Source organism: Croceicoccus marinus, from assembly GCF_001661675.2.
GTDB lineage: Bacteria > Pseudomonadota > Alphaproteobacteria > Sphingomonadales > Sphingomonadaceae > Croceicoccus > Croceicoccus marinus.
Map to the genome: position 1 here is coordinate 472,177 of NZ_CP019602.1, position 23,725 is coordinate 495,901.

Genomic DNA, 23,725 nt, shown 5'->3' on the forward strand with positions numbered 1-23,725 from the left:
CAAGCAGGAGCGATCAATGAGCTATACCCCCGACACCGCCTATGACTTCGACCTCTTCGTGATCGGCGCGGGGTCCGGCGGTGTGCGGGCCTCGCGCGTGGCGGCGGCGCATGGCGCGCGTGTCGCGGTGGCAGAGGAGCACCGCGTCGGCGGCACCTGCGTCATCCGCGGCTGCGTGCCCAAGAAGATGCTGGTCTATGGCGCCCATTTCGCCGAGGACCTGGAAGACGCGCAGCAGTTCGGCTGGACGGTCGAGAATGCGACCTTCGACTGGAGGAAATTGCGCGACACCGTGCTCGACGACGTCACGCGGATCAGCGGCCTCTATACCGAGACGCTGGGCAATCACGACGTCACCATCTTCGACGAACGGGCCGAGCTGGTCGACGCGCATACGCTCAAGCTGGCCAGCGGCAGGACCGTGACCGCCGCGACCATCCTGATCGCCACCGGAGCGCGCCCCCGCGTGCCCGACTGTCCGGGGCACGAGCTTGGCATCACCAGCAACGAGGCGTTCCACCTCGACGAGCTGCCCCGGCGCATACTGATCGCCGGCGGCGGCTATATCGCCAATGAATTCGCCGGCATCTTCAACGAGTTCGGCAGCAAGGTCACGATCATCAACCGGTCCGACAAGCTGCTGCGCGGCTATGACGAGAGCCTGCGCGACCGGCTGCTGCAGATCTCGATGATGAAGGGCATCGATTTCCGCTTCAACGCCGAATTCCGCGGGATCGAGAAGACCCAAAGTGACGAAAACGGCAAGGGCTGCCTGCGCGTCTCGATGACCGATCACGAGCCGATCGAGGTCGATTGCGTGCTGTTCGCCACCGGCCGCGTCCCCAATGTCGAAGGGCTGGGGCTGGAGAACGCGGGCGTCGAACTGGGCGATCGGGGCGAGATCAGGGTCGACCGCTTCTCGAAGACCAATGTCGATAACATCTACGCCGTGGGCGACGTCACCGACCGCGTGCAGCTGACCCCCGTCGCCATCCGCGAGGGGCAGGCCTTTGCCGACAGCGTGTTCGGCGGCAAGCCCACCAGCGTGTCCTATGACTGCATCCCCAGCGCGGTGTTCAGCCACCCCCCGCTGGCGGGCGTCGGCATGACCGAGGGCGAGGCGCGCAACAAGATGGGCGACGTGAAAATCTATCTCGCCGATTTCCGCCCGATGAAGAACGTGCTGGCGGGCCGCAACGAACGCGGCCTCTACAAGATGATCTGCGAGGGCAATACGGGCCGGATCGTCGGCATCCACATGATCGGCCCCGACGCGCCCGAGATCATGCAGGCCGCCGCCGTCGCGGTGAAGGCGGGCCTGACCAAGGACGATTTCGACGCCACCGTCGCCATCCACCCCACCATGGCGGAAGAGCTTGTCCTGATGAAATAGCGCGCGCCCGGCGCGGACCGGCCCGTACCTGACAGTCCCCGTCAGATCCGCGTCATGTCCAGCCAGCGGTCGTCACCCAGCCATAATCCGTCGAAGGCGGCCTGCGCGGCCATCGCCTCGGGCCCGTGGCCCAGCCTCCGCTCGGTCCGCGCAAGGCCATACAGGGCCAGCGCGCTGTTGGGCGCCTCGAACAGCGCGGCGCGGAAGGCCTGGCGTGCATCCTCGTACCGCCCCGCCTGGAAATAGGCCGCGCCCAGCGACTGGCTGACCGGATAATACCAATAGGGCGGCTCCATGTAGGGGATCGCCTTCTGCAATTCGGTCGCGGCGGCGAAATGCCCGATCGCCGTTTCCGGGCGGCCCTGCTTCATCGCCATGCGCCCCTGCGCGACCTCGGCGGAGAGGCGGATGATCAGCGGCGCGGGAAAGCCGTCGCCCTCCATGCTGGCCGCGCCCGGCGATCCCGCAAGGCCCTGCAGCGCGGCGAGTTCGCCGGCGAAGCCGTCCTCGTCGCCTCGCTCGGCATGGGCGACCGCGCGCGCGTAATGGCGCATGGCTTCCACGTAATCGAGCGGATGCGCCTGTTCCGTCAGCGCCAGGATCGCGGCCGCCGATCCATATTGCGCCTGCGCGAAGAACGGCGCCGCGTAGATCGCCTGCACCCACGGCAGCGCCCGCCCGGTGTCGACATCCAGGATCGACTGCAGCCGCGCCGCCTGGCTCGCCACGGTGCCGACATCGCCCAGCATCTGCGCCGATGTCAGCAGGAAATGGACATTGTGCGGGTAATAGCCGAACCGCACCATCGGGTCCCCTCCAGCACTTGCCAGATAGGCCTCGTCCGCGGCGACCGCGTCCCGGTTCACCGCCAGCGAATCCGCATAGCGCCCGATCCGGTAATAGATGTGCGAGGGCATGTGGACCAGATGCCCCAGCGCCGCCGGCCTGCTATCGCGCAGCCGGTCCGCCGCGGCTTCGGCCCTGGCCGGTTCGGGCAATTCCTGCAGATGGATGTAAAGGTGCGAGGCCTGCGGATGGAGCGGCGTGCGCGCCATCACCTTCTCGATCAGCGCGACAGCCTGGGGAATGCGGGGCCGGGCGGTCCCGGATTCCAGGTTCCAGTAATTCCACGGCGTGGTGTTCATCGCCGCTTCGGCCGCCAGCACGGCCAGGTCGTCGCTGGCGGGCGCCTGCCGCGCCAGCGCCAGCATGGCATCGGCATAATCCGCATCCAGCGCCGCGCGGTCGGCCCCCTGATCGGCGGAATAGCGGCGGGACTGCGCCTCCACCAGCGCGGCGACCAGCGGATCGGCCCCGGCGGACAGGCTGCGCGCCTTGTCCAGCGCGGCGAGCGCGGCGCGGTTCTGCTCGTCGTTCATGGCCGCATTGATGTTCGGCCCGTTCGCCATCGCCTCGCCCCACCAGCACATGGTGCAACCGGGATCGATCCGCTGCGCGTGGCGGAACGACCGGATCGCGGCGCGATGGTTGAAGCCATAGGCCAGCGCCAGCCCCTGTTCGAAATAACGGCGGGCCAGCGGGTCGATGTCGCCCAGCGGCAGGTCGGTCGCGGCCAGGCCGGGATAGAGCCCCATGGCGGTGTCGCCGCCATCCTGCACCATCTTTTCGGCCAGCTTCAGCCGGTCGCCAAGGGTAGAACCCGAGGCATCGAGCCCGCGGCAGGCCAGCCTGCCGGCCCGCGTCGGGTCCAGCGCCGCCATCGCCTGGGCCGAGAGCGCCTCGTTCGCGCCAAAATCCGGGATACCCGTCGCCGATCCGCCGGACCCGCCGACCGCGATCAGCAGCGCCGCGGAGAGAGCAAGCCTGTGCTCCATCATCCACCTCCAGCGCGACCCGCCTCGAAGGCTCTTTCATAGCAGATTGCCCGCCTTTCGGCGAGCGCGCCGCGGCCGCCGGTTTCGCGCTGTCCTACAGGCGCGTTGCGCGCTAGGCCATCGAGACCGCGGCTCCTTGATCTCGTTCGTTTTTTCCAGACCCCCATGGTGTCAACCGAGGGCCGGAATCCCGCGCTTGTCCGCCGCTTTCGGCAGGGTGACAGCGATTGTAGGACGTGTCGCCTGTGTCAACCGGCCGGCGCGCCCGGACCGACTCACCCGAAGCGATAGGGCACGACGCCGCGTCCGCCCGGATCGACCACGATCGCCCTGTCGCCCGGCGGAAAGGCGCGCTGGTCGCAGTTCTCGCGGGGGCATAGCCGGCAGGAGATGCCGATCGGCATCGCCGCGCCGCGCGCCGCCACGTCCAGCCCGTCGGCATAGATGAAGTCGGCGGCGTCCTTCGCCTCGCACCCCAGCGCCACGGCATAGCGGCGCGGCGGGCGGGCATAGCTGCCCGACGGCTTCACCAGCCCCTTGGCCATCGAGACATAGCGAACCCCGTCGGGCGTCTCGGCCAGCTGTGTCAGGATGCGGTCGGGGATCGCCACCGCCTCGTGCACGATCCACAGCGGGCACGCCCCGCCAAAGCGCGCGAACTGCAGGGGCGTCGCCGAATGCCGCTTGGTGATGTTCCCGGCCATGTCGACCCGGCAGAAGAAGAAGGGGATGCCCCGCGCCCCTTCGCGCTGCAGCGTCGATAGCCGGTGGCACGCCTGCTCGAAGCTGACCGCGAAACGCTGGCGCAGCCGGTCGATGTCGTGCCGCTCCGTCAGCGCGGCGGCGCGAAAGCCTTCATAGGGCATCAGCAGGGCCCCGGCCGCGTAATTGCCCAGCCCGATCCGCAGCAATTCCCGCGCTCCGGCCGAGGCAAGGCCGGACTGCTCGGTCACCGCGGCGATCCTGTCCGCCAGCGCGATCCCGGCCAGTTGCCATGCCAGCTGGAACCGCCGCGTCTCCGCAGGCTGCGCGGGATCGAGCGTGAATTCGCGCCGCGCCGCATCATATTGCCGCAGCCCGCCCTCCGCCTCGCCCACCGACAGCCCCAGGTCCCGTGCGAATGCCAGCAGCGCGGCTTCCGTGGGAGAGGGCGCGTCCCCGGCGATCCTTGCGGCCAGCGCCTCGGCCCCGCGGTCCAGCGTGTCGATGTAATTGCCCGCGCCGTGGAACCAGTCGCGCACTTCCTCCCACGGCAGGCGTCCCGACTGCGCGGTTTCGCCCGACTCCAGCGCCTCGTCCAGCATCTGCAGCCGTTCCCCCGCTTGCCGATAGGCGGCATGCAGCGAAACGAAGCGGTCGGCCAGATGCGGCTGCTGGCGCACCGCGCGGGCGGCGGCATCCTCGCCCAAAGGCTCGGCAAAGATCGGGTCCGATGCGGCGCGGCGCAGCGCCTCGGCCCTTTTGTCCGAACTGTCGCCGCCCAAATCGTCGAGCCGCAGGTCGAAGCGCCGGGTCAGCGCGGCGATCAGCGGCGGGGTCAGCGGCCGGTCGTCGCTTTCCAGTTGCGAGAGATAGGATACCGAGATGCCCAGCGCCCCGGCCATTTCCGCCTGCCGCATGCCGCGCCGCGATCGCAGGGCGCGCAGGGTCTTGCCGGCAAAGATGCGCTGGGGGCGGTCCATGGGTGACTGATAGGCAGGCGCGGTTTGTTTTGCAAAACCTTGCGACCGAATTTTGCAAATTCGCATTGGACTTGCAAAGTGCCGCCCGCGATAGGCAGTCTGGCAAGGATGGCGGTGCCTGCCGTCCCTGCCTGCAGGCAACACCGCACGCATAACACAATGGAAGAGGCCCCCGTCCGCATGTCCGCCAATATCGCCGAAGTCGAACGTCGCCGCGCCGCTGCCCATCTGGGGGGAGGCCAGAAACGCATCGATGCCCAGCACGAAAAGGGCAAGCTGACCGCCCGCGAAAGGCTCGACGTGCTGCTGGACGAGGGATCGTTCGAAGAGCTCGACATGTATGTCGAACACAATTGCGTCGATTTCGGCATGGACGAGGCGCATATCCCCGGCGACGGCGTGGTCACCGGATCGGGTACGATCAACGGGCGGCTGGTCTATGTGTTCAGCCAGGATTTCACCGTGTTCGGCGGGTCGCTGTCAGAACGCCACGCGCAAAAGATCTGCAAGGTGATGGACGCTGCAATGAAGGTCGGCGCACCGGTAATCGGCCTGAACGACAGCGGCGGCGCGCGCATCCAGGAAGGCGTCGCCTCGCTGGGCGGCTATGCCGAGGTGTTCCAGCGAAACGTGCTGGCATCGGGCGTGGTGCCGCAATTGTCGCTGATCATGGGCCCCTGCGCGGGCGGTGCGGTCTATTCGCCCGCGATGACCGACTTCATCTTCATGGTGGAGGACAGCTCCTACATGTTCGTGACCGGCCCCGAAGTGGTCAAGACCGTCACGAACGAGGTGGTGACGCAGGAGGAACTGGGCGGTGCATCGACCCACACCACCAAGACCAGCGTGGCGGACCTGGCGTGCGAGAATGACATCGTGGCCCTGCTGCAGGCACGCGATTTCATCGATTATCTGCCGCTGTCCAACCGCGACGAACTGCCCGAGCGTCCCACCAGCGACCCGTGGGACCGGCGCGAAGACAGCCTTGACACGATCATCCCTGCGTCAGCCAACCAGCCCTATGACATGCACGAAGTCATCAGGAAGACCGTGGATGAGGGCGATTTCTTCGAGATCCAGCCCAAGCACGCGGGCAACATCATCTGCGGTTTCGGCAGGGTCGAGGGGCGTACCGTGGGCGTCGTCGCCAACCAGCCGATGGTGCTGGCAGGCGTGCTCGACATCAACTCGTCGAAGAAGGCGGCGCGCTTCGTGCGTTTCTGCGACGCGTTCGGCATTCCGATCCTGACCTTTGTCGATGTCCCCGGCTTCCTGCCCGGCACCGACCAGGAGCATAACGGCATCATCAAGCACGGCGCGAAACTGCTGTTCGCCTATGCCGAGGCGACCGTGCCGAAGATCACCGTCATTACTCGCAAGGCATATGGCGGGGCCTATGACGTCATGGCGTCCAAGCATCTGCGCGGCGATCTCAACTACGCCTGGCCCACCGCCGAAATCGCGGTGATGGGCGCGAAGGGCGCGGTGGAGATCATCTTCCGCCAGGACCGCGACGATCCGGACAAGATCGCGGCCAAGACCAAGGAATACGAGGACCGCTTCGCCAATCCGTTCGTGGCCGCATCCTTGGGCTTCATCGACGAGGTGATCATGCCCCACTCCACCCGCCGCCGCATCGCGCTGGGCCTGCGCAAGCTGCGGAACAAGGAGCTGGAGAATCCCTGGAAGAAGCACGACAATATCCCGCTGTAAGGGAGGAACGGGCGATGGCCGACCATACAGCCAAGGTGCGCTGGCAGATTTGGGAGGGCGAGGATTTCGCCTCGAACCGATACAGCCGGGCCCATACATGGAGCTTCGACGGGGGGCTGTCGGTCCCCGGTAGTGCCGCGCCCGGCTATCTTCCTGCCGCACTCATCGATGAAAGCGCGGTTGATCCGGAAGAGGCGTTGCTGGCGTCGGCGGCAAGCTGCCACATGCTCTATTTCCTCGCCTATGCGGCGAAGGCAGGGTTCACGATGACAAGCTATGAGGATAATCCCGAAGGCAAGGTCGAGAAGAACGAGACAGGCGATCCGTGGATGTCGACGATCGTCATGCGGCCCAGCGTCGTATTCACCGGCGACAAGCGACCGACCGGCGATGAGATCGAGAAGCTCCACCACCGCGCGCACAAGAGCTGCATCATCGCCAACAGCCTGAAAAGCGCACTGACCATCGAACCGATAATCGAGAGTTGAACGATGAAACTGGGTAGGATGAATCACCTTGGCTACGCGGTGCCGGACATGGACGATGCGATCGCGCATTACCGCGACGTCATGGGCGCATCGGTGGTGACCGAGCCGTTCGACATGCCCGAACAGGGCGTGAGAGTCTGTTTCGTTCATACGCCCGGCGAGCAGGGTACCGAGGGTACGCAGGTCGAATTGCTGTCGCCATTGGACGAAAACTCGCCCGTAGCCGGTTTCATTGCCAAGAATCCGTTGGGCGGTCAGCATCACGTCTGTTTCGAAGCGCCCGACATCGCCGAGGCGCGCGCCTATTTCGAAGGTATCGGCAAGCGCATCCTTGGCCCCACGCGGATCGGGGCGCATGGAACGCCGATCTTCTTCGTGCATCCCAAGGACATGATGGGCATGCTGACCGAAATCATGGAAACACCGAAGGAAGCGCACTGATGTCCGACGTTCTCAAGACCGAGCGCGATGGCGATGTCGTCACGCTGACGATCACGCGCGATCACCGTATGAACGCGCTGACATCGACGTTGGTCGTGGAACTGCGCGAAGCGATGGTCGCCGCCGTCCAGCAGGGCGCCCGCGCCATCGTGTTGACGGGAGAGGGCAGGGCGTTCTCCTCTGGCGCCGATCTGCAGGGCGACGGCAAAGACGCGCTGTCCCCGGACCTCAGCGAAGAGATCGAGAAGTCCTATAATCCGCTGGCCCGCGCGATTGCGGACCTGCCGGTCCCGTTCGTCGTGGCGGTCAATGGACCGGCCGTGGGTGCGGGCATGGGGTTCGCGCTGTCGGGCGATATCGTGATTGCCGAACGCTCCGCCTATTTCCTGCTGGCCTTTGCCAATATCGGACTTGTCCCCGATGCGGGGGCGACATGGATGGTCGCGCGTTCGGTCGGCCGGGCCCGCGCGCTGGAACTGGCGCTGCTGGGCGAGAAGATCCCGGCAGAGGATGCCAAGGCGATTGGCCTGATCGCCCGCGTGGTGGACGATGGCACCTCTCTGGCCGAGGCGCAGGCACTGGCCAAGAGGCTGGCGGCGGGGCCGAGCAAGGCGCTGGGCATGATCCGCAAGCAGGTCGCCCATGCGATGGACCACCAATTCACCGAAACACTGGCGGAAGAGGCGCGGAACCAGCGCGAGGCCGGTTTCAGCGACGATTTTGCCGAAGCCGTCACCGCCTTCCGTGAAAAGCGCAAGCCGGCCTTCAAGGGCCGCTGAGGAACGACATGACCGACAAGACCCTGAAAGACTGGAAGGCCCTTGCCGAGAAAGAGGTGAAGGGCCGCGACCTCACCTGGCACACGCCCGAGGGGATCGACGTCAAGCCGCTCTATACGCAGGCCGACGTGACCGACTGGGATCCCGGCCTGCCCGGTTTCGCCCCGTTCACCCGCGGGGTGAAGGCATCGATGTATGCGGGCCGTCCGTGGACGATCCGGCAATATGCGGGCTTTTCCACGGCAGAGGAATCGAACGATTTCTATCGCCGCAACCTGGCGGCGGGGCAGAAGGGGCTTTCGGTCGCCTTCGACCTTGCCACCCACCGCGGCTATGACAGCGATCATCCGCGCGTCGTGGGCGACGTCGGCAAGGCGGGCGTGGCCATCGACAGCGTCGAGGACATGAAGATCCTGTTCGACCAGATCCCGCTCGACCAGATGAGCGTATCGATGACGATGAACGGCGCGGTGATCCCGTGCCTCGCCTTCTACATCATTGCGGCGGAAGAACAGGGCGTCAGCCCCGACCAGCTGACCGGGACCATCCAGAACGACATCCTGAAAGAGTTCATGGTCCGCAACACCTATATCTATCCGCCCGAACCCAGCATGCGGATCATTTCGGACATTTTCGCCTATACCGCGGACCACATGCCCAGGTTCAACTCGATCTCGATCTCCGGTTATCACATGCAGGAAGCCGGCGCGACGCAGGTGCAGGAGCTGGCCTTCACCATCGCCGACGGCATGGAATATGTGAAATACGGCGTGGCCAGCGGCCTCGACATCGACAAGTTCGCCGGACGGCTGAGCTTCTTCTTCGCCATCGGCATGAACTTCTTCATGGAAGTGGCGAAGCTGCGCGCCGCCCGCACCCTGTGGCACCGCGCGATGACGCAGCTGGGTGCACAGTCCGAACGATCCAAGATGCTGCGCACCCACTGCCAGACAAGCGGCGTCTCGCTGACCGAGCAGGATCCGTACAACAACGTCATCCGCACCACGGTCGAGGCGATGGCCGCGATGCTGGGCGGAACTCAGTCGCTCCACACCAATGCGCTGGACGAGGCGATTGCGCTGCCCACCGATTTCAGCGCCCGCATCGCCCGCAACACGCAAATCGTGCTGCAGGAAGAAACCGGCATGACCAATGTCGTCGATCCGCTGGGCGGCAGCTATTACGTCGAGGCGCTGACCAAGAACCTGGTCGACGAGGCGTGGGCCATCATCGAGAAGGTCGAGGCCGAGGGCGGAATGGCCAAGGCCGTGGCGGCGGGCTGGCCCAAGGGCATGATCGAGGAAGCCGCCGCCGCCCGGCAGGCGCGCGTCGACCGGGGCGAGGACGTGATCGTCGGCGTCAACAAGTTCCGTCTTAAGGACGAGGACCCGATCGAAACGCTCGACATCGACAACACCGCCGTGCGCCAGTCGCAGATCCGGCGGCTGGAAAAGATGCGCAGCACCCGCGACGAGGCGAAATGCCGGGCCGCGCTCGATGCGCTGCGCGAAGGGGCGAAGGGCGACGGCAACCTGCTGGCGCTTGCCGTGGATGCGGCGCGCGAACGCGCCAGCCTTGGCGAGATTTCCGACGCGATGGAAGCTGCCTTTGGCCGCTATGACACCATGCCCAAGCCGGTAAAGGGCATCTATGGCGCCGCCTATGCCGGCGACAGCCGCTATCAGGCCGTGGTCGAGGGCGTCGAGGCCGTCGAACGCCGCATGGGCCGCAAGCCGCGCGTGATGATCGCCAAGATGGGTCAGGACGGCCACGACCGCGGCGCGAACGTGATCGCATCCGCGTTCGGCGACATGGGTTTCGACGTCACCACCGGGCCTTTGTTCCAGACGCCGCAGGAGACCCTGGAAATGGCGCTGGAACGCGATGTCGACCTGATCGGCGCTTCCTCGCTGGCGGCAGGGCACAAGACGCTGATCCCCGAACTGATCCGACTGCTGAAGGACGCAGGCCGCAGCGACATCAAGGTGACCGCGGGCGGCGTGATCCCGTCGAGCGATTACGAATTTCTGCGCAACGCAGGCGTGCAGGGCATCTATGGCCCCGGCTCGAACGTAGTCGAATGCGCCGCGGATGTGCTGCGCTTGCTGGGCCACAACATGCCCCCCGCCGATCTGGACGAGGCGGCGGAGTAACACGCGATGTCGCTCGGCTTCTCCGTCGAAACGCTGCTGCCTGACGCTCGGGTGTCTGGCCCGCTGCGCATGGGGCTGGTGCGTCTGGCCGAGAGCGAGTGGCTGGCGGCGGATCCCGATCTGGGGCCGCGCGGCGCGACATTCGACGCCTATCCCGATTTTGTGCAGGTCATGGCCGAGGCGCACGCTGCAGAGGCCGAATTGTGCGACATGCTAGGCGTCACCGGCGGTATCGAACAGGCCGCCCGAACGCATTGGGAGGATTTCTGTATCCTCACGCAGGATGCGTCCGGCGCGCCCTATCGTCTTACCGCAGCGGCGGTGGCATTTCCGACCGATTGGCAGCTGGCCGAAAAGATGGGCAAGCCCATCGCCGCCGTGCACGATCCCATCGATTTCTATGCCGAGCAATTGTCGGCAGGCGTCGACCGGTTCCTGAATGGCCTGCGCGCCCCGCATATCTTCGGGCGCACCAATGCGTTCGTCGTGCCGAATGGCCTGTGGCGCTATCTTCCCAGCGACGACCCGGCCGAGCGTTATGACCGTGTCACGCCGGAAAACGCGGGCCAGGCGCTCTATGTCCGCTGCGAGCGCGAGACATTGCGCCGCCTGCCGAGATCGCAGGCCATCGTCTTTACCATCGGCGTGTATGTCGCGCCGCTGGGCAGCCTGTCTGACGCGGGCGTTGCGCGGATCGCCGAAACGCTCCACGGTTTCGGCGCGGGCGAGGGTGACCGACGCGCCGCACCGCATTATGCCCACGCGCTTTCGGCCTATGCCAAGACGCGCCAGAGGAAAGCCGCATGACCACTATCGCTCCCGCCCGTAACGACTGGACCCGCGAGGAAATCGCGGCCCTGTTCGACCTGCCCTTTACCGAACTGGTCTTCCGCGCCGCCGAGGTGCACCGCGCGCATCACAAGCCCAACACGGTCCAGCGTTCGACCCTGCTGTCGATCAAGACGGGCGGCTGCCCCGAGGATTGCGGCTATTGCAGCCAGTCTGCACATAACGACAGCGGGCTGAAGGCGACCAAGCTGATGGAAGTGCAGCAGGTCCTGCAATCCGCCGCGCAGGCCAAGGACATGGGCAGCACCCGTTTCTGCATGGGCGCGGCCTTTCGCAATCCCAAGCCCCGCGACATGCCTGCGCTGACCGAAATGGTGCGGCAGGTGAAGGCGATGGGGTTGGAAACCTGCATGACGGCAGGGATGCTGACGGGCGAACAGGCCGCACAGCTGGCTGACGCAGGACTCGATTACTACAATCACAACATCGATACCGGCCCCGAATATTACGAGCGCGTGGCGACCACCCGCAGCCTGGGCGACCGCCTGCTGACGCTGGAGCATGTGCGCGCGGCGGGCATCAATGTGTGCTGCGGCGGCATCGTCGGCATGGGCGAAACGCGTGAGGACCGGGTGGGGTTCGTCCATGTGCTGGCCACGATGGAGGTCCATCCCGAAAGCGTTCCGGTCAATGCGCTGGTGCCGGTGAAGGGCACGCCGCTGGGCGACATGCTGGCCGATACGCCCATGGCCCAGATCGACGAGATCGAGTTCGTCCGCACCGTCGCGGCCGCGCGTATCACCATGCCCGAAAGCATGGTCCGCCTGTCCGCCGGGCGTGAGAGCATGAGCGCCTCGACGCAGGCATTGTGCTTCATGGCGGGCGCGAATTCGATCTTCAGCGGCGAGCAATTGCTGACTGCACCCAATGCAGGCGACGACAGCGACGATGCGCTGTTCGCGCGGCTGGGGCTGGAAGCGATGGCGGCCCCGGGTGCCAATGCCGCGGCCTGCGCCAGCTTGCCTGCCGAGGCGGCCGAGTGATCGCAGCCCTGGTCCTGCTGATGGCCACGCAAGCCGGCCCTTGCGCCGATGCGGTCACGCAGACGGACCTGAACCTGTGTTCCATGAAGGAATACGAGGCAGCCGATGCCGAACTCAACGCCGCGTGGCGCGATCTGCGGGATGTCGCCAAGCAGCGGGGCATGTCGGACAGCCTGCTGAAGGCGCAGCGCGCATGGATCGCCTTCCGCGACGCGCACTGCGAGACGGTCGCCGCGCGCTATGCTGGTGGGTCGATCGTGCCGCTGATCGCCAATCGATGCATGACCGAATTAACCGAAGCCAGGAGCGCGCAATTACGCGAATTGGCCCATACGAACTGAGCCAGAGAGGAAGCCGCCAGTGTTCAAGAAGATCCTGATTGCCAACCGCGGTGAGATTGCCTGCCGTGTGATCAAGACCGCGCGCCGCATGGGCATCGCGACCGTCGCCGTCTATTCCGACGCCGATGCGCGCGCTCCTTTCGTGCAGATGGCGGACGAGGCGGTGCATATTGGCCCGGCGGCAGCTTCGGAAAGCTATCTGGTGACGGACAAGATCATCGCCGCGGCCAGGCAGACCGGCGCGGACGCGGTGCATCCCGGCTATGGCTTCCTGTCCGAACGCGCCAGCTTCGTCGAGGCGCTGGCCGCCGAGAACATCGCCTTTATCGGCCCGCCCCTGAACGCGATCGCCGCAATGGGCGACAAGATCGAATCCAAGAAGCTGGCCAAGGAAGCGGGCGTCAATGTCGTGCCCGGCTTCGTGGGCGAAATTCGCGACACCGACCACGCGGTCGAGATCGCGAACGGCATCGGCTATCCGGTGATGATGAAGGCCAGTGCGGGCGGCGGCGGCAAGGGGATGCGCCTTGCCTATAGCGAAAAGGACGTGCGCGAGGGTTTCGAGGCGACCAAGCGCGAGGGGCTGAATTCGTTCGGCGACGACCGCGTCTTCATCGAGAAGTTCATCGAGAACCCGCGCCATATCGAGATCCAGATCCTGGGCGACCAGCACGGCAACATCCTTTATCTGAACGAGCGCGAATGCTCGATCCAGCGCCGCCATCAGAAGGTGGTCGAGGAAGCGCCGTCGCCGTTCGTCACGCCCAGGATGCGCAAGGCGATGGGCGAGCAATGCGTCGCCCTGTCGAGGGCTGTCGGCTATTACAGTGCCGGCACCGTCGAACTGATCGTCAGCGGCGCGGACAAGACGGGAGAGAGCTTCTACTTCCTGGAAATGAACACGCGCCTGCAGGTCGAGCATCCCGTGACCGAGGCGATCACCGGCGTCGACATCGTCGAACAGATGATCCGCGTTGCGGCCGGCGAGGAACTCTCTTTCACGCAGGACGACGTCAAGATCGACGGCTGGGCGATCGAGAACCGCGTCTATGCGGAGGATCCGTATCGCGGCTTCCTGCCCAGCACGGGCCGGCTGGTGCGCTATGATCCTCCGGTCGATGGCTGGACCGACGATGGCAGCGAGAACGGGCGGCGGGGCGTCGATGGCGTTCGCGTTGACGACGGCGTCTACGAAGGCGGCGAAGTCTCGATGTTCTACGATCCGATGATCGCCAAGCTGGTCACCTGGGCGCCGACCCGCGACGAGGCGGCAGATCTGCAGATCGCAGCGCTCGACGCGTTCGATGTCGAGGGGCTTGGCCACAATATCGACTTTCTGACGGCCGTCATGCAGCACCCCCGGTTCCGCAGCGGCGAACTGACCACCGGCTTCATAGCCGAGGAATATCCCGAGGGGTTCGGGGGCGCCGAGGCTGACGGGGCGATGGGCCGCAAGCTTGCCGCCATGGCCTGCTTCGTCGCGGCGGCGCATGCCGATCGCGCGCGCCGGGTCGACGGCCAGCTGGGCCACCGCCTGTCGCCGGGGAATGTCCCGCTTTCTGTTGAAACTCGCCTGAGCGGCGGTGCTTTCTGCGAGGTTATGCGGCGTTCTTGACTTGGTCAATCTGGTCCTTTTGGCGGTGGTCGATAAGGGCCTGCTTGAGAATTGGCAGCTGCTTGTATGCCTTGAGACGCCGGAAACCCTTCTTGGCTTCGAACATGCCCGCGGCTGTCCAGCGCAAGGCCATCCTGGCATCCCGCCAGCGTTTCACGTTCCGGCAGACCTGTCGGATGACGCTGTTCATGGACTCGATGATATTGGTGCTGGCCAGTGAACGCCTGAGTTCAAGCGGCAGCCCCAGCCTGACCACGGTGAGGATTTCGTCGAGCCCCTCCAGGATCGAGCGCGAGACATCGGGGGCCTCCTGTTCGAAGCGCCGTGCGAGATTGCGGATCAGGCGTTCGGCCTTTTCAGCATCGTCCATCTCCCAGGCCTGCTTCAAGGCGCGGCGTACAGCGGCATGATGCTTGGGCGCAAGGCGGTCGGTGATGTTGCGCGCCTTGTGGACCTGACAGCGCTGGATGGGAATGTCCGCCCCGAAGGTCCGACGCAACGCCTTGCTCAGCGCCTTGGCCCCGTCCACGATGAACAGGTAGCAGCCCTCGGGGTTCACTCCACGCTCGATCAGATTATCGAGCAGGGCTTGCACCGTTGCTGCGTTCTCTGTCGCCCCCTCGACGACACCCAGAGGGTGCTTTTGCCCGGAAGCCTCAATCCCGACAGCGCCGATCATCAGCAGATGATCGTCCAGATGCAGCCCGTCGATCTGGATGGCGACCAGATCCAGCTCCGACAGATCGGAGGCCATCCATTCATCGAGCTTGGCCTGTGTCAGCGCCTTGAACCGCCGGGAGACCGCAGAACTGGATAGGCCGCTGCCCGCGTCCGCAGGTACACCGGCCTCGGGCAGCCGAACGGCACGGCCGAATTTGCGCGTGGCCATGTTCATCACCATCAGGTTCATGGCCCATTGGTCGAGATACCCACCCGCAGCGATCTCCTCCCAACTCGGCAGCGCCATTTCCTTGCCCGTCGCCTTGCTGCGAACGCGCGGGCGATCGACCTCGATCTTGCCGCCATGAAAGCCCACTTGGGATTTCGTGCGACCCCAACGGTAGCCGGGCTTACCAGGGCAATGTTCATAGCGATCCCCCGCCAACCGGGCCACGTCTTCGTTCATCATCTGCGTCAGGCTTTCGATGCCCGCCATCAGGCAGAACTGCTCGAAACTCTTCGTCAGCGCGCCATAGGCGTCCTCGACAAGCGAAGACCCGACAGGCGCGGTGGCCAGGGCACTGGCAGATGTGGTAGTCGTCTTCATGGTGTTGCTTCCTTTCTTGGTTTGATCACCCCGAGCCTACGGCTCAGGGGAAGCAACGCCACCCTCTTTCAAAGTTTCAACACTCGCCGGGACATCCCCCTGTCGCCGCCCGCCGACTGGGTGGTCGAACTGGGCGAGGCCAGGCACGAGGTTGTTCTGGCCGAAGATGCAATTACCGTCGATGGCGCGAAGATCGACATCTCGATGGAATACACGCCGGGCCAGCGTCTCGTCAGTGCCGTGTTCGACAGCGATGAAGAGGGCGAGGGCGGCGAGACGCTGACCGCCAAGGTCGAGGCGATCGCCGCGGGCTTTGCGCTGACGACCCGCGGTGCGCGGCACAGGTTGCGCGTACTGCCCGCACATGTCGCGCGCTATCAGAAGCACATGATTGAAAAGACACCGCCCGACATGTCGAAATTCCTCGTCTGTCCGATGCCGGGGTTGCTGGTGTCGCTGAACGTGGAAGAAGGCGATCAGGTCGAACAGGGACAGCCGCTCGCCGTGGTGGAAGCGATGAAGATGGAGAATATCCTGCGGGCCGAGAAATCCGGAACGATCAGGGCGGTGAACGCCAAGGCCGGGGATTCGCTTGCAGTCGACGCGATCATCCTGGAAATGGAATGAATGCACGTTGATCAGAACGCCTCCACGCCGCCCGCAGATACGATCGGTTTCGACGATTTCCTGAAGGTCGACATCCGTGTCGGCACGGTGGTGCAGGCCGAGCCCTTTGAAAAGGCGCGCAAGCCGAGCCTGGTGCTGCACATCGATTTCGGACCGGGCGTTGGCGTGAAGAAGACCAGCGCGCAGATCGCCTCGCTCTATTCGGCCGGCGATCTGGTGGGGCGGCAACTGGCGGCGGTGGTCAATTTTCCGCCACGCCAGATCGGGCCGCTGATGTCTGAAGTGCTCACTCTGGGCTTCGCCGATGCACAGGGGCGCGTGACGCTGTTTTCGCCCGACCGGCCGGTGCCCGACGGTGCGCGGCTGCTATAGGCTTATTTGCCCGGCTTTTCGGATGCCTCGATAAACCAGCGCTCGCGTCCTTCCAGCCCGATGGCCGTCAGCCTGCCCGAACGGAATGCGCCGGTGTCGATGCCGATGCGATTGGGGCGATCGGCACGCGGGCCGATCTCCACCTCTTCGCGAATGGTGTGTCCGTGAACCACGCATACGTCGAGCGGCGCGTCGTGGCTGAGGAAAGGTTCGCGTATCCAGCGCAGATCGCGTCCGACCTGCTCCTCAAGCGCGATGGTGGGGTTGATGCCGGCATGGACGAACAGATAGTCGCCGATCCGGATCATGTCCTCCATGCCCTCGATGAACTCGATATCGGCCAGCGGCACCGCCTCGCGCGCCAGCTTGGCAAGATCGCTCAGCGATGCGGAACGATAGACCTTCAGCGGGATCGGATAGCTCAGCAGGGTTTCCCTGCCACCGACCCTCAGGAAGTGGCGCAGGTTCTCGTCACTGTCCAGCGCGCGCAGCATCATCTCCTCATGGTTGCCCATGAGCATGCGCACATTGCGCCTGCCCGCCCATTCGCGTGCCCGCGCGATGACGCCGGCACTGTCGGGACCGCGATCGATCAGGTCGCCCAGAAGGATGATCGTTGTGTCCGCCTGGCCACGCGCGGCATCGTCCGCTTCGATCAGCTCGATCACATTGTCGAACAGGTCGCGCCGCCCATGGATGTCGCCCACGGCATACACGCGCTCACCCTGCGGAACGGAGGGACCCTGGAGCGGCTCGCCGCGCTGGCGATCGAGGATGTCGCGAAAGAAATTCATGATGCATTGTTGCCTTTGACCGAACCTGGTTAATGATCGCTGAATCCAGCGGCAAGGCGTTCGCGGTCGGCGGGGAGTGCTTTCGCGCCATTGTCATTTCAATGCGCCTAATCGGGTTTCGTTGCAAGAAATCCACACCAGCCAACCCGATTGACACAGAAAGTTAAGATTACCCTTGTGCACTGCAGCAACTCGCTGCAGGCAAAAAGCGCATGTCCTCGACACGCGCCGATAAACAAGGCGCGGCGAGCGATTGTCAGGAGGGGCGAGGATCCTTGGACAATGATGAGGAAAAAAACATGAAGAATCTCCTCCGCGCAGCAACGGCCGCTACCGTTCTCGCCGGTTCGGCCCTGGCCGCAGCGCCCGCTTTCGCACAGGACGAGAGCGATATTTCCGTGTCCGCAAATGTCGCGATGGTGACCGATTATCGCTTCCGCGGTGTCAGCTACTCCGGCGGTGATTTCGCGATTCAAGGCGGTTTCGACGTCGCGCATTCCAGCGGCTTCTATGTCGGCACCTGGGCTTCGTCGCTGGATGACGAGACGGCCGGCTATGGCGACACCGAACTTGATATCTACGGCGGCTACAGCGGCGCGATCAGCGACACGCTGTCGTTCGACCTGGGCCTGCTGATTTACGTCTATCCCAGCGCTGCCGGCGAAGACAACGACTACTGGGAGCCCTACGCCTCGCTCACCGCAGCCGTCGGCCCCGCGGAAGTGACCGCAGGCGTGGCCTATGCGTGGGAGCAGGATTCGGTACGTAGCTCGTTCGCGGACGACAACCTGTACCTGTATACCGATGTCGGCTTCGGCATTCCCGACACGCCCGTCTCCGTAAGCGGCCATCTCGGCTACACCGACGGCTCGTTCTCCTCGCCGACCTATTTCGGCACCAGCGACGACACGACCTCGTTCGACTGGTCGATCGGAGCGGCGATGGCCTTGTTCGGCCCGCTCGAAGTCGGCGTGTCCTATGTCGGCGTCGAAGGCAAGGCCAACACGGTCCGCGACAATTACATCACCGACGACACGATCGTAGCGACGCTGTCGGCCAGCTTCTGATCGGCTGACCAGGGCCGCAAGGCCAGCAACATCGGCGGTCTGCATCCCGATCGGGGGGTGCAGGCCGTTTTGCATTGGGCGGACACAGCCTTGGAAGTCGCCGGACGCAGCCCCCTCTTGGAAAGCGCGGCGGCAGCACCTAGTTTCGCGACATGACCAAATATCTTCACACGATGATCCGGGTTTCGGACCCTGACGCCACAATCGATTTCCTTAAGCTGATCGGGCTTGAGGAAACACGCCGCATGGAAAGCGAGAAGGGGCGCTTCACGCTGATCTTCATGGCGGCCCCCGGGCAGGAAAACGTTGCAGAAGTGGAGCTGACCTACAACTGGCCGGCCGAAGACGGCTCGGAAGCCGAAACCTATACCGGCGGTCGCAATTTCGGCCATCTCGCCTTTCGCGTCGACGATGTCTACGCGACTTGCCAGCGAATCATGGACGCTGGCCATATCGTCCACCGCCCGCCGCGTGACGGTCACATGGCCTTCGTCAAGACGCCCGACGGCATTTCCATAGAGCTGTTGCAGGACGGCCATCTCGAACCTGCAGAGCCTTGGGCCAGCATGGAAAACACCGGCAGCTGGTAACGCTGTCCGCCGGACGCAGGATAAGGCACCGGCATTGCTTGCGGCGTGATTGAAGCGTCGTTAAGCCCTTCGCCAGAGGACTGCCGCGCAAGGGTCTTGCGCGGCCGCGCATCGGGAAATGCAGGTCTTCTGGACGGGGTATTCGATGGTCGCTCTCGAAAGCGGGCTGGGCCTGCTTCTTTCCGCTGCTGAAGCCGTCAGGCTCGAACTTCTCCTGTTCGCGGGTTTCTGGTTCGTCATTGGCGCTCTGGACGAGCTTGCGATCGATGTCGCATGGCTATGGCTGAAGTCGACCGGGCGGGCCAGGACGCACAGCCTTGCTGCGCCGCTCGATCCGACCCTGATCGGCTCCATCGCCCTGTATGTCCCGGCGTGGCGCGAGGCGCGGGTGATCGGACCCATGCTGCGCCATGCGCTGGCAGCATGGCCGCATGACGGTCTGCGGATCTATGCAGGCTGCTACGTGAACGATCCTGAGACTTTCGCGGCTATCGAGGCGGCAGGCACCAGGCCGGATGGTACGACCGACCCGCGCCTGACCATCGTGGTGAACGAAAGGCCGGGTCCGACGACCAAGGGAGACTGTCTAAACCGCTGCTATGCCGCGATGCTTCATGACGAGCAGCGGGAAGGGCGCCGGTTCCGCGCGGTCCTGCTTCACGATGCCGAGGACCTCGTTCATCCGCAGGCGCTCTCGCTGATCGACCGCGAATTGGAACGTGCCGACTTCGTCCAGATCCCCGTTCGCCCCGAACGCCACGAGGCATCGCAATGGGTGTCGGGCCATTACTGCGACGAATTCACCGATGCGCATGCGCGCGAGATGGTCGTGCGGGCCGAACTGGGCGCTGGGATACCGGCCGCCGGGGTTGGCTGCGCCTTCTCGCGCAGCGCGCTCGACCGCATAATCGCGCGTCGCGGGTCCGACGCCGGGCCGTTCGATCCCACCGCCCTGACCGAGGATTACGAGCTTGGCATGCTGATCGGAAGGGCAGGTGCCGAGGGGAAAGGCGGCCGCTTCGTACGGGTGCGAGCCTCCGATGGATCGCTGATCGCTACCCGCGCCTATTTTCCGCACCGGCTGGATGCCGCCGTCCGGCAAAAGGCGCGCTGGGTTCAGGGCATTGCTTTCGACGGCTGGGAACAGCTGGGATGGAGCCGTAGTCCGCTGGAATTCTGGATGCGGCTGCGCGACAGGCGCGGGCCATTGGTGGCCGTGGTCCTGCTGACCGCCTATCTGCTGATCGCGCTGACCCTGGTTCTGCGGCTTGCCGAAGCCACTGGTATTTATCGGCCGGCGCGGCTGCCGCCCCTCATCTATTGGGGCCTCATCCTCACGACGCTGGCCTTCGTGTGGCGCGGGATCGTGCGGTTCTTTCTGGTGGGGCGCGAATATGGATGGAGCGAGGGCCTGGCGGCCATCATCCGGATTCCGGTCGCCAACATCATCGCCATTATCTCGGCGCGGCGGGCGCTGGGGCGCTATGTCTCCGACCTCAGGGGCAAGGGCAAAAGCTGGGACAAGACCGAGCATGACCGCCACCCGGCGGATGCCAGGCCGCGCGGATGACGAGCACGGCCGCTAGGCGGGGGCAGCCGCTTGTCGCATTGACCGGGCTGATGGGCGGCTGGGTCGCGCTTCGCGTGATGGTGCCGGGGATTGAGATCATCGACGTGCCGGTGCCGCCGAACGTCGCGAAGCGGGTCGGCCAACCCGAACAGGTCCCGGTAGAGGCGGAGCCCGAACCGCCGATACCGGCAGCGCCGCCTCCGGTTACGCGGCGCCCGCCCCTGCAGCCGCGCGAAGCCCTGCCTTTTCGCGCCCCGTCTGTCCCGACCGAACCGCTTCCTGCGAAGACCCGGACCTATGCGCCGATCCCGCAGCGGGCTGGACCATCGCCTTCTCCGCATTCGGGACCGCCGCCGCCGGCGCCAGAGCCGCCACGCTCCCCGCCGTCGCCTCGGTTGCTGCCGTTCTCCCCGGTACAGGCGCGGGATGACGGCAAGCGCTGGTCCGCCGATGGCTGGCTGCTGTGGCGCAAGGGCAGCGGTTCGGCAGCGGCCCTGCCGGGCGCGACCAGCTATGGCGCAAGCCAGGCAGGCGCGGTGCTGCGCTACCGACTGTCGCATGAGAGCGCGCTACGCCCCCGCGCTCATCTTCGCGTGACCAGCGCGATCGACAGCGCCGACAGGGAAATCGCGGCCGGCATCGGGATCCAGCCGCTCCGCAAGATCCCGTTCGAAATCCTTGCCGAAGGCCGTGTCGGCATTTTTTCGGGCGACATTCAGGCCAGGCCAGCGGTGGTCGGCGTATTTGGTCCCCCTGCGCAGTCGCTGCCGCTCGACCTGACGGCGGAACTTTATGGGCAGGGGGGCTATGTCGGGGGAACCGATCCCACCGGCTTTGTCGACGGGCAGATGCGCGTAACCCGTGCAATCGACATCGGCCGCGCGCATTTGCAGGCCGGCGCGGGAATCTGGGGCGGAGCGCAGGAAGGTGTGGAGCGCGTCGATGCCGGTCCGAGTGTATCGGTCACGGCGCCGATCGCCGGCGGGATCTTCGCGCGCGCCAGCATCGATTGGCGCGAACGCGTCGCCGGGGACGCCAGGCCGGGATCCGGCCCCGTGGTGACGCTGTCCGCCGGGTTCTGACCGCGACCGATCTACGCCACCGGCCGATTAGTTTGCAAAATCCGCAAGGGCCATGCAGACATCCCCGCCTGCTTGCTGCATAAGGCGATCCAGCATGTCGCTGCTTCGCCGCCGGATTCCATAACCCCGCCATGGACGTCTACCTCCCGATCGCGAATCTGTCGGTGAACGGCCTTGTCATCGTCCTTCTGGGCGGCCTGACGGGGCTGCTTTCCGGCCTGTTCGGCGTCGGCGGAGGCTTTTTGACAACGCCCCTGCTGATTTTCTACGGCATTCCGCCGACGGTCGCCGCCGCATCCGCCGCAAGCCAGGTGACCGGGGCCAGCGTCTCGGGCGCGATCTTTCATGCCAAGCGCGGCGCGGTCGATTACCAGATGGGCGCCATGATGGTTGGCGGGGGCATCGTGGGAACCGGCATCGGGGCGCTGCTCTTTCGCCTGCTGGAAGCGATCGGGCAGATCGACGTGGCGATTGCCATTCTCTATGTGGTCGTGCTGGGCAGCGTCGGCATCAAGATGGCGATGGAATCGGTGCCCGAACTGCTGTCCGACCGGTTCGAGCGGCTGAAGCGTGCGCCCAGCAAGAGGCGGCACCACCCCTTGGTCGCAAGCCTGCCTGGCCGCTGGCGGTTCTACAAGTCGGGGCTTTATATCTCCCCGCTTGCGCCGGTGCTGCTGGGCATGGCGGTCGGCACGCTGACGATGCTGATGGGCATCGGCGGCGGCTTTCTGCTGGTGCCGCTGATGCTGTACGGCCTGGGCATGAGCGCGGCGGTGGTCGTCGGCACGTCGCTGTTCCAGATCCTGTTCACCACCATCGCGACGACCATGATGCATGCGTTGACCACCAATGCGGTCGATATCGTGCTGGCCGCGCTGCTGCTTGTCGGCTCGGTATCGGGCGCGCAAATCGGCGCGAAATTCGCCCTGGATGCCAGGCCGGAATTCCTGCGCGCGGTGCTGGCGGCGATCGTGCTGGCAGTCGCGCTGCGCATGGCGGTGACGCTGACCTTCCGGCCGGGCGAGATCTTCACCGTGTCGCCGCTATGACCCGCCTGCCCGTCCTCGCCGCGGGCCTGTGGGCCTTTCTGGTCGCCGCGTCCCCCGCTTTGGCCCAGGGCCGCGATCCGATCCTGATCCCCGAAATCTCGCAGCACGAGGTCGTGGTGCGGCAGGGTTTCACCGGTGCCAACCTGCTGCTGTATGGCGCCGTACTCCAGCCCGACGGCAGCCGGGCCCGAGGGGATACGCCCTACGACATCGTTGTCGTGCTCAAGGGCCCGACCGAGGCGATCAACCTGCGGGAGAAGCGGCGCATCTGGGGCATGTGGATCAATGCCGATTCCGCCCAGTTCCGCTCCGCTCCCTCCTATTACGCGGTTGCCTCGTCGCGTCCGCTGCCCGAGATCGTCGATACGCGCACGGCGGCCATCTACGAGCTCGGCCTCGATTCCCTTCAGCTTTCGCCCATCGGCGCCATCCGCCCGGACGAGGTGTCGCGCTTCGTGGCGGGCCTGGTCGCCAAGCGGGTGGCCAACGGGCTTTACGTGCAGGCCGAAGGGGCGGTCACCATCAGCGAGGGCGTGCTCTACCAGGCGCGCATTCCCTTGCCTTCCAGCGTGCTGACCGGCGAATATACGGCGGAGACATTCGCCATCGCCAACGGGCGGGTCATCGCTTCGGCCACCAGCGAAGTGACCGTCACCAAGCGCGGCTTCGAACGCGCGGTCGAGATCTGGTCACGAGACTACAGCACAATCTACGGGCTGATGGCCGTTGCCCTTTCGGTCTTCATGGGTTGGGCCGCGGGCCGGCTGTTCGCGCTGGGCTGATCGCGGGTTTGGCGCCCGGTATCTTAGCACCGCATTAACCCTGCCTCCCTAAGCTGCAGCGCAGATGCATCGGGCCGTCGCGGTTGGCGGCCCTTCAGCGAGGCGCGGCAATGAACGACCATACTTCCCGCTTTTCGGGTCGCCCCCTTTCCGGCAGTCCGGAATTCCAGCGGCGATCCCCCTTCGGCCGCTCGCCCGATGCGGGTGCCGCGCCGGAAAGCGGTGGCCCCGAGCCCGAGGAACGGCGCGGCGA

The 23,725-nt window shown here is 65.4% G+C and carries 20 protein-coding genes and 2 pseudogenes; 18 read left to right on the plus strand and 4 right to left on the minus strand.

The genetic code is table 11. From position 1 onward, the window contains the following. The first annotated feature begins 16 nt into the window (after positions 1 to 16). Positions 17 to 1,393, plus strand: coding sequence for a glutathione-disulfide reductase (gene gor / locus A9D14_RS02345; RefSeq protein ID WP_066842629.1), 1,377 nt, complete (start codon positions 17 to 19; stop codon positions 1,391 to 1,393). Between the two features lie 41 nt (positions 1,394 to 1,434). On the opposite strand, the gene A9D14_RS02350 is transcribed toward gor, so the two are convergent. After that, entirely contained in the window at positions 1,435 to 3,228 is a 1,794-nt protein-coding gene (locus A9D14_RS02350; RefSeq protein ID WP_232468722.1) for a tetratricopeptide repeat protein, read from the minus strand. A gap of 275 nt (positions 3,229 to 3,503) precedes the next feature. Continuing rightward, entirely contained in the window at positions 3,504 to 4,910 is a 1,407-nt protein-coding gene (locus A9D14_RS02355) for a helix-turn-helix domain-containing protein (RefSeq protein ID WP_066842633.1), read from the minus strand. Between the two features lie 180 nt (positions 4,911 to 5,090). Between A9D14_RS02355 and A9D14_RS02360 the strand changes: the two genes are divergently transcribed. From A9D14_RS02360 to A9D14_RS02400, 9 genes and pseudogenes are all read left to right on the plus strand, one after another. Continuing rightward, the gene (locus A9D14_RS02360) at positions 5,091 to 6,623 is read left to right on the plus strand and encodes an acyl-CoA carboxylase subunit beta (RefSeq protein WP_066842635.1); all 1,533 of its coding nucleotides are present in this window, start codon (positions 5,091 to 5,093) and stop codon (positions 6,621 to 6,623) included. 14 nt (positions 6,624 to 6,637) lie between these two features. Beyond that, positions 6,638 to 7,111, plus strand: coding sequence for an OsmC family protein (locus A9D14_RS02365; protein WP_066842637.1), 474 nt, complete (start codon positions 6,638 to 6,640; stop codon positions 7,109 to 7,111). Positions 7,112 to 7,114: 3 nt separating this feature from the next. After that, positions 7,115 to 7,552 (plus strand): methylmalonyl-CoA epimerase, encoded by a 438-nt coding sequence (mce, locus tag A9D14_RS02370; protein WP_066842639.1) that lies wholly within the window; start codon positions 7,115 to 7,117, stop codon positions 7,550 to 7,552. Beyond that, a complete protein-coding gene (locus tag A9D14_RS02375) occupies positions 7,552 to 8,331 on the plus strand; it encodes an enoyl-CoA hydratase-related protein (RefSeq protein WP_066842640.1) in 780 nt (259 codons plus the stop codon). Before mce ends, A9D14_RS02375 begins: the two co-directional genes overlap by 1 nt. A gap of 8 nt (positions 8,332 to 8,339) precedes the next feature. Then, positions 8,340 to 10,484 (plus strand): methylmalonyl-CoA mutase, encoded by a 2,145-nt coding sequence (gene scpA, locus A9D14_RS02380; protein WP_066842642.1) that lies wholly within the window; start codon positions 8,340 to 8,342, stop codon positions 10,482 to 10,484. Between the two features lie 6 nt (positions 10,485 to 10,490). Continuing rightward, positions 10,491 to 11,291, plus strand: coding sequence for a heme-dependent oxidative N-demethylase subunit alpha family protein (locus A9D14_RS02385; RefSeq protein WP_066842644.1), 801 nt, complete (start codon positions 10,491 to 10,493; stop codon positions 11,289 to 11,291). Next, entirely contained in the window at positions 11,288 to 12,316 is a 1,029-nt protein-coding gene (gene bioB, locus A9D14_RS02390) for a biotin synthase BioB (RefSeq protein WP_066842646.1), read from the plus strand. Before A9D14_RS02385 ends, bioB begins: the two co-directional genes overlap by 4 nt. Next, positions 12,313 to 12,657 carry a lysozyme inhibitor LprI family protein gene (locus tag A9D14_RS02395; protein WP_232468724.1) on the plus strand — a complete coding sequence of 115 codons (345 nt, stop codon included), beginning with the start codon at positions 12,313 to 12,315 and terminating at the stop codon, positions 12,655 to 12,657. Before bioB ends, A9D14_RS02395 begins: the two co-directional genes overlap by 4 nt. A 19-nt stretch (positions 12,658 to 12,676) precedes the next feature. Beyond that, positions 12,677 to 14,200, plus strand: a pseudogene (locus A9D14_RS02400) (acetyl-CoA carboxylase biotin carboxylase subunit); the annotation flags it as partial. A gap of 55 nt (positions 14,201 to 14,255) precedes the next feature. Here A9D14_RS02400 and A9D14_RS02405 read toward each other — a convergent pair. Further along, the gene (locus tag A9D14_RS02405) at positions 14,256 to 15,539 is read right to left on the minus strand and encodes an IS256 family transposase (RefSeq protein ID WP_066842647.1); all 1,284 of its coding nucleotides are present in this window, start codon (positions 15,537 to 15,539) and stop codon (positions 14,256 to 14,258) included. 99 nt (positions 15,540 to 15,638) lie between these two features. Between A9D14_RS02405 and A9D14_RS19280 the strand changes: the two are divergent. Next, positions 15,639 to 16,166 (plus strand): annotated as a pseudogene (locus A9D14_RS19280) (biotin/lipoyl-containing protein); the annotation flags it as partial. Continuing rightward, on the plus strand, positions 16,167 to 16,538 hold the full coding sequence (locus A9D14_RS02415) for a tRNA-binding protein (protein WP_066842652.1): 372 nt from the start codon (positions 16,167 to 16,169) through the stop codon (positions 16,536 to 16,538). A 2-nt stretch (positions 16,539 to 16,540) separates the two neighbouring features. Here the strand turns inward: A9D14_RS02415 and A9D14_RS02420 are convergent, their stop codons facing one another. Beyond that, on the minus strand, positions 16,541 to 17,332 hold the full coding sequence (locus A9D14_RS02420; protein ID WP_066842654.1) for a metallophosphoesterase family protein: 792 nt from the start codon (positions 17,330 to 17,332) through the stop codon (positions 16,541 to 16,543). 299 nt (positions 17,333 to 17,631) lie between these two features. Here A9D14_RS02420 and A9D14_RS02425 point away from each other — a divergent pair, with 299 nt between their 5' ends. From A9D14_RS02425 to A9D14_RS02450, 6 genes are all read left to right on the plus strand, one after another. Then, positions 17,632 to 18,399 (plus strand): TorF family putative porin, encoded by a 768-nt coding sequence (locus tag A9D14_RS02425; protein ID WP_066847986.1) that lies wholly within the window; start codon positions 17,632 to 17,634, stop codon positions 18,397 to 18,399. 152 nt (positions 18,400 to 18,551) lie between these two features. Beyond that, a complete protein-coding gene (locus tag A9D14_RS02430; RefSeq protein ID WP_066842656.1) occupies positions 18,552 to 18,989 on the plus strand; it encodes a VOC family protein in 438 nt (145 codons plus the stop codon). A gap of 145 nt (positions 18,990 to 19,134) precedes the next feature. Next, positions 19,135 to 20,559: a glycosyl transferase family protein gene (locus tag A9D14_RS02435; protein ID WP_066847987.1), complete on the plus strand. Its 1,425-nt coding sequence runs from the start codon at positions 19,135 to 19,137 to the stop codon at positions 20,557 to 20,559. Then, entirely contained in the window at positions 20,556 to 21,641 is a 1,086-nt protein-coding gene (locus A9D14_RS02440) for a hypothetical protein (RefSeq protein WP_157668110.1), read from the plus strand. The genes A9D14_RS02435 and A9D14_RS02440 overlap by 4 nt, the downstream gene beginning before the upstream one ends. A 131-nt stretch (positions 21,642 to 21,772) precedes the next feature. Further along, entirely contained in the window at positions 21,773 to 22,690 is a 918-nt protein-coding gene (locus A9D14_RS02445) for a sulfite exporter TauE/SafE family protein (RefSeq protein ID WP_066842660.1), read from the plus strand. Further along, positions 22,687 to 23,472: a TIGR02186 family protein gene (locus A9D14_RS02450; protein WP_083987553.1), complete on the plus strand. Its 786-nt coding sequence runs from the start codon at positions 22,687 to 22,689 to the stop codon at positions 23,470 to 23,472. Before A9D14_RS02445 ends, A9D14_RS02450 begins: the two co-directional genes overlap by 4 nt. Positions 23,473 to 23,725: the final 253 nt, after the last annotated feature.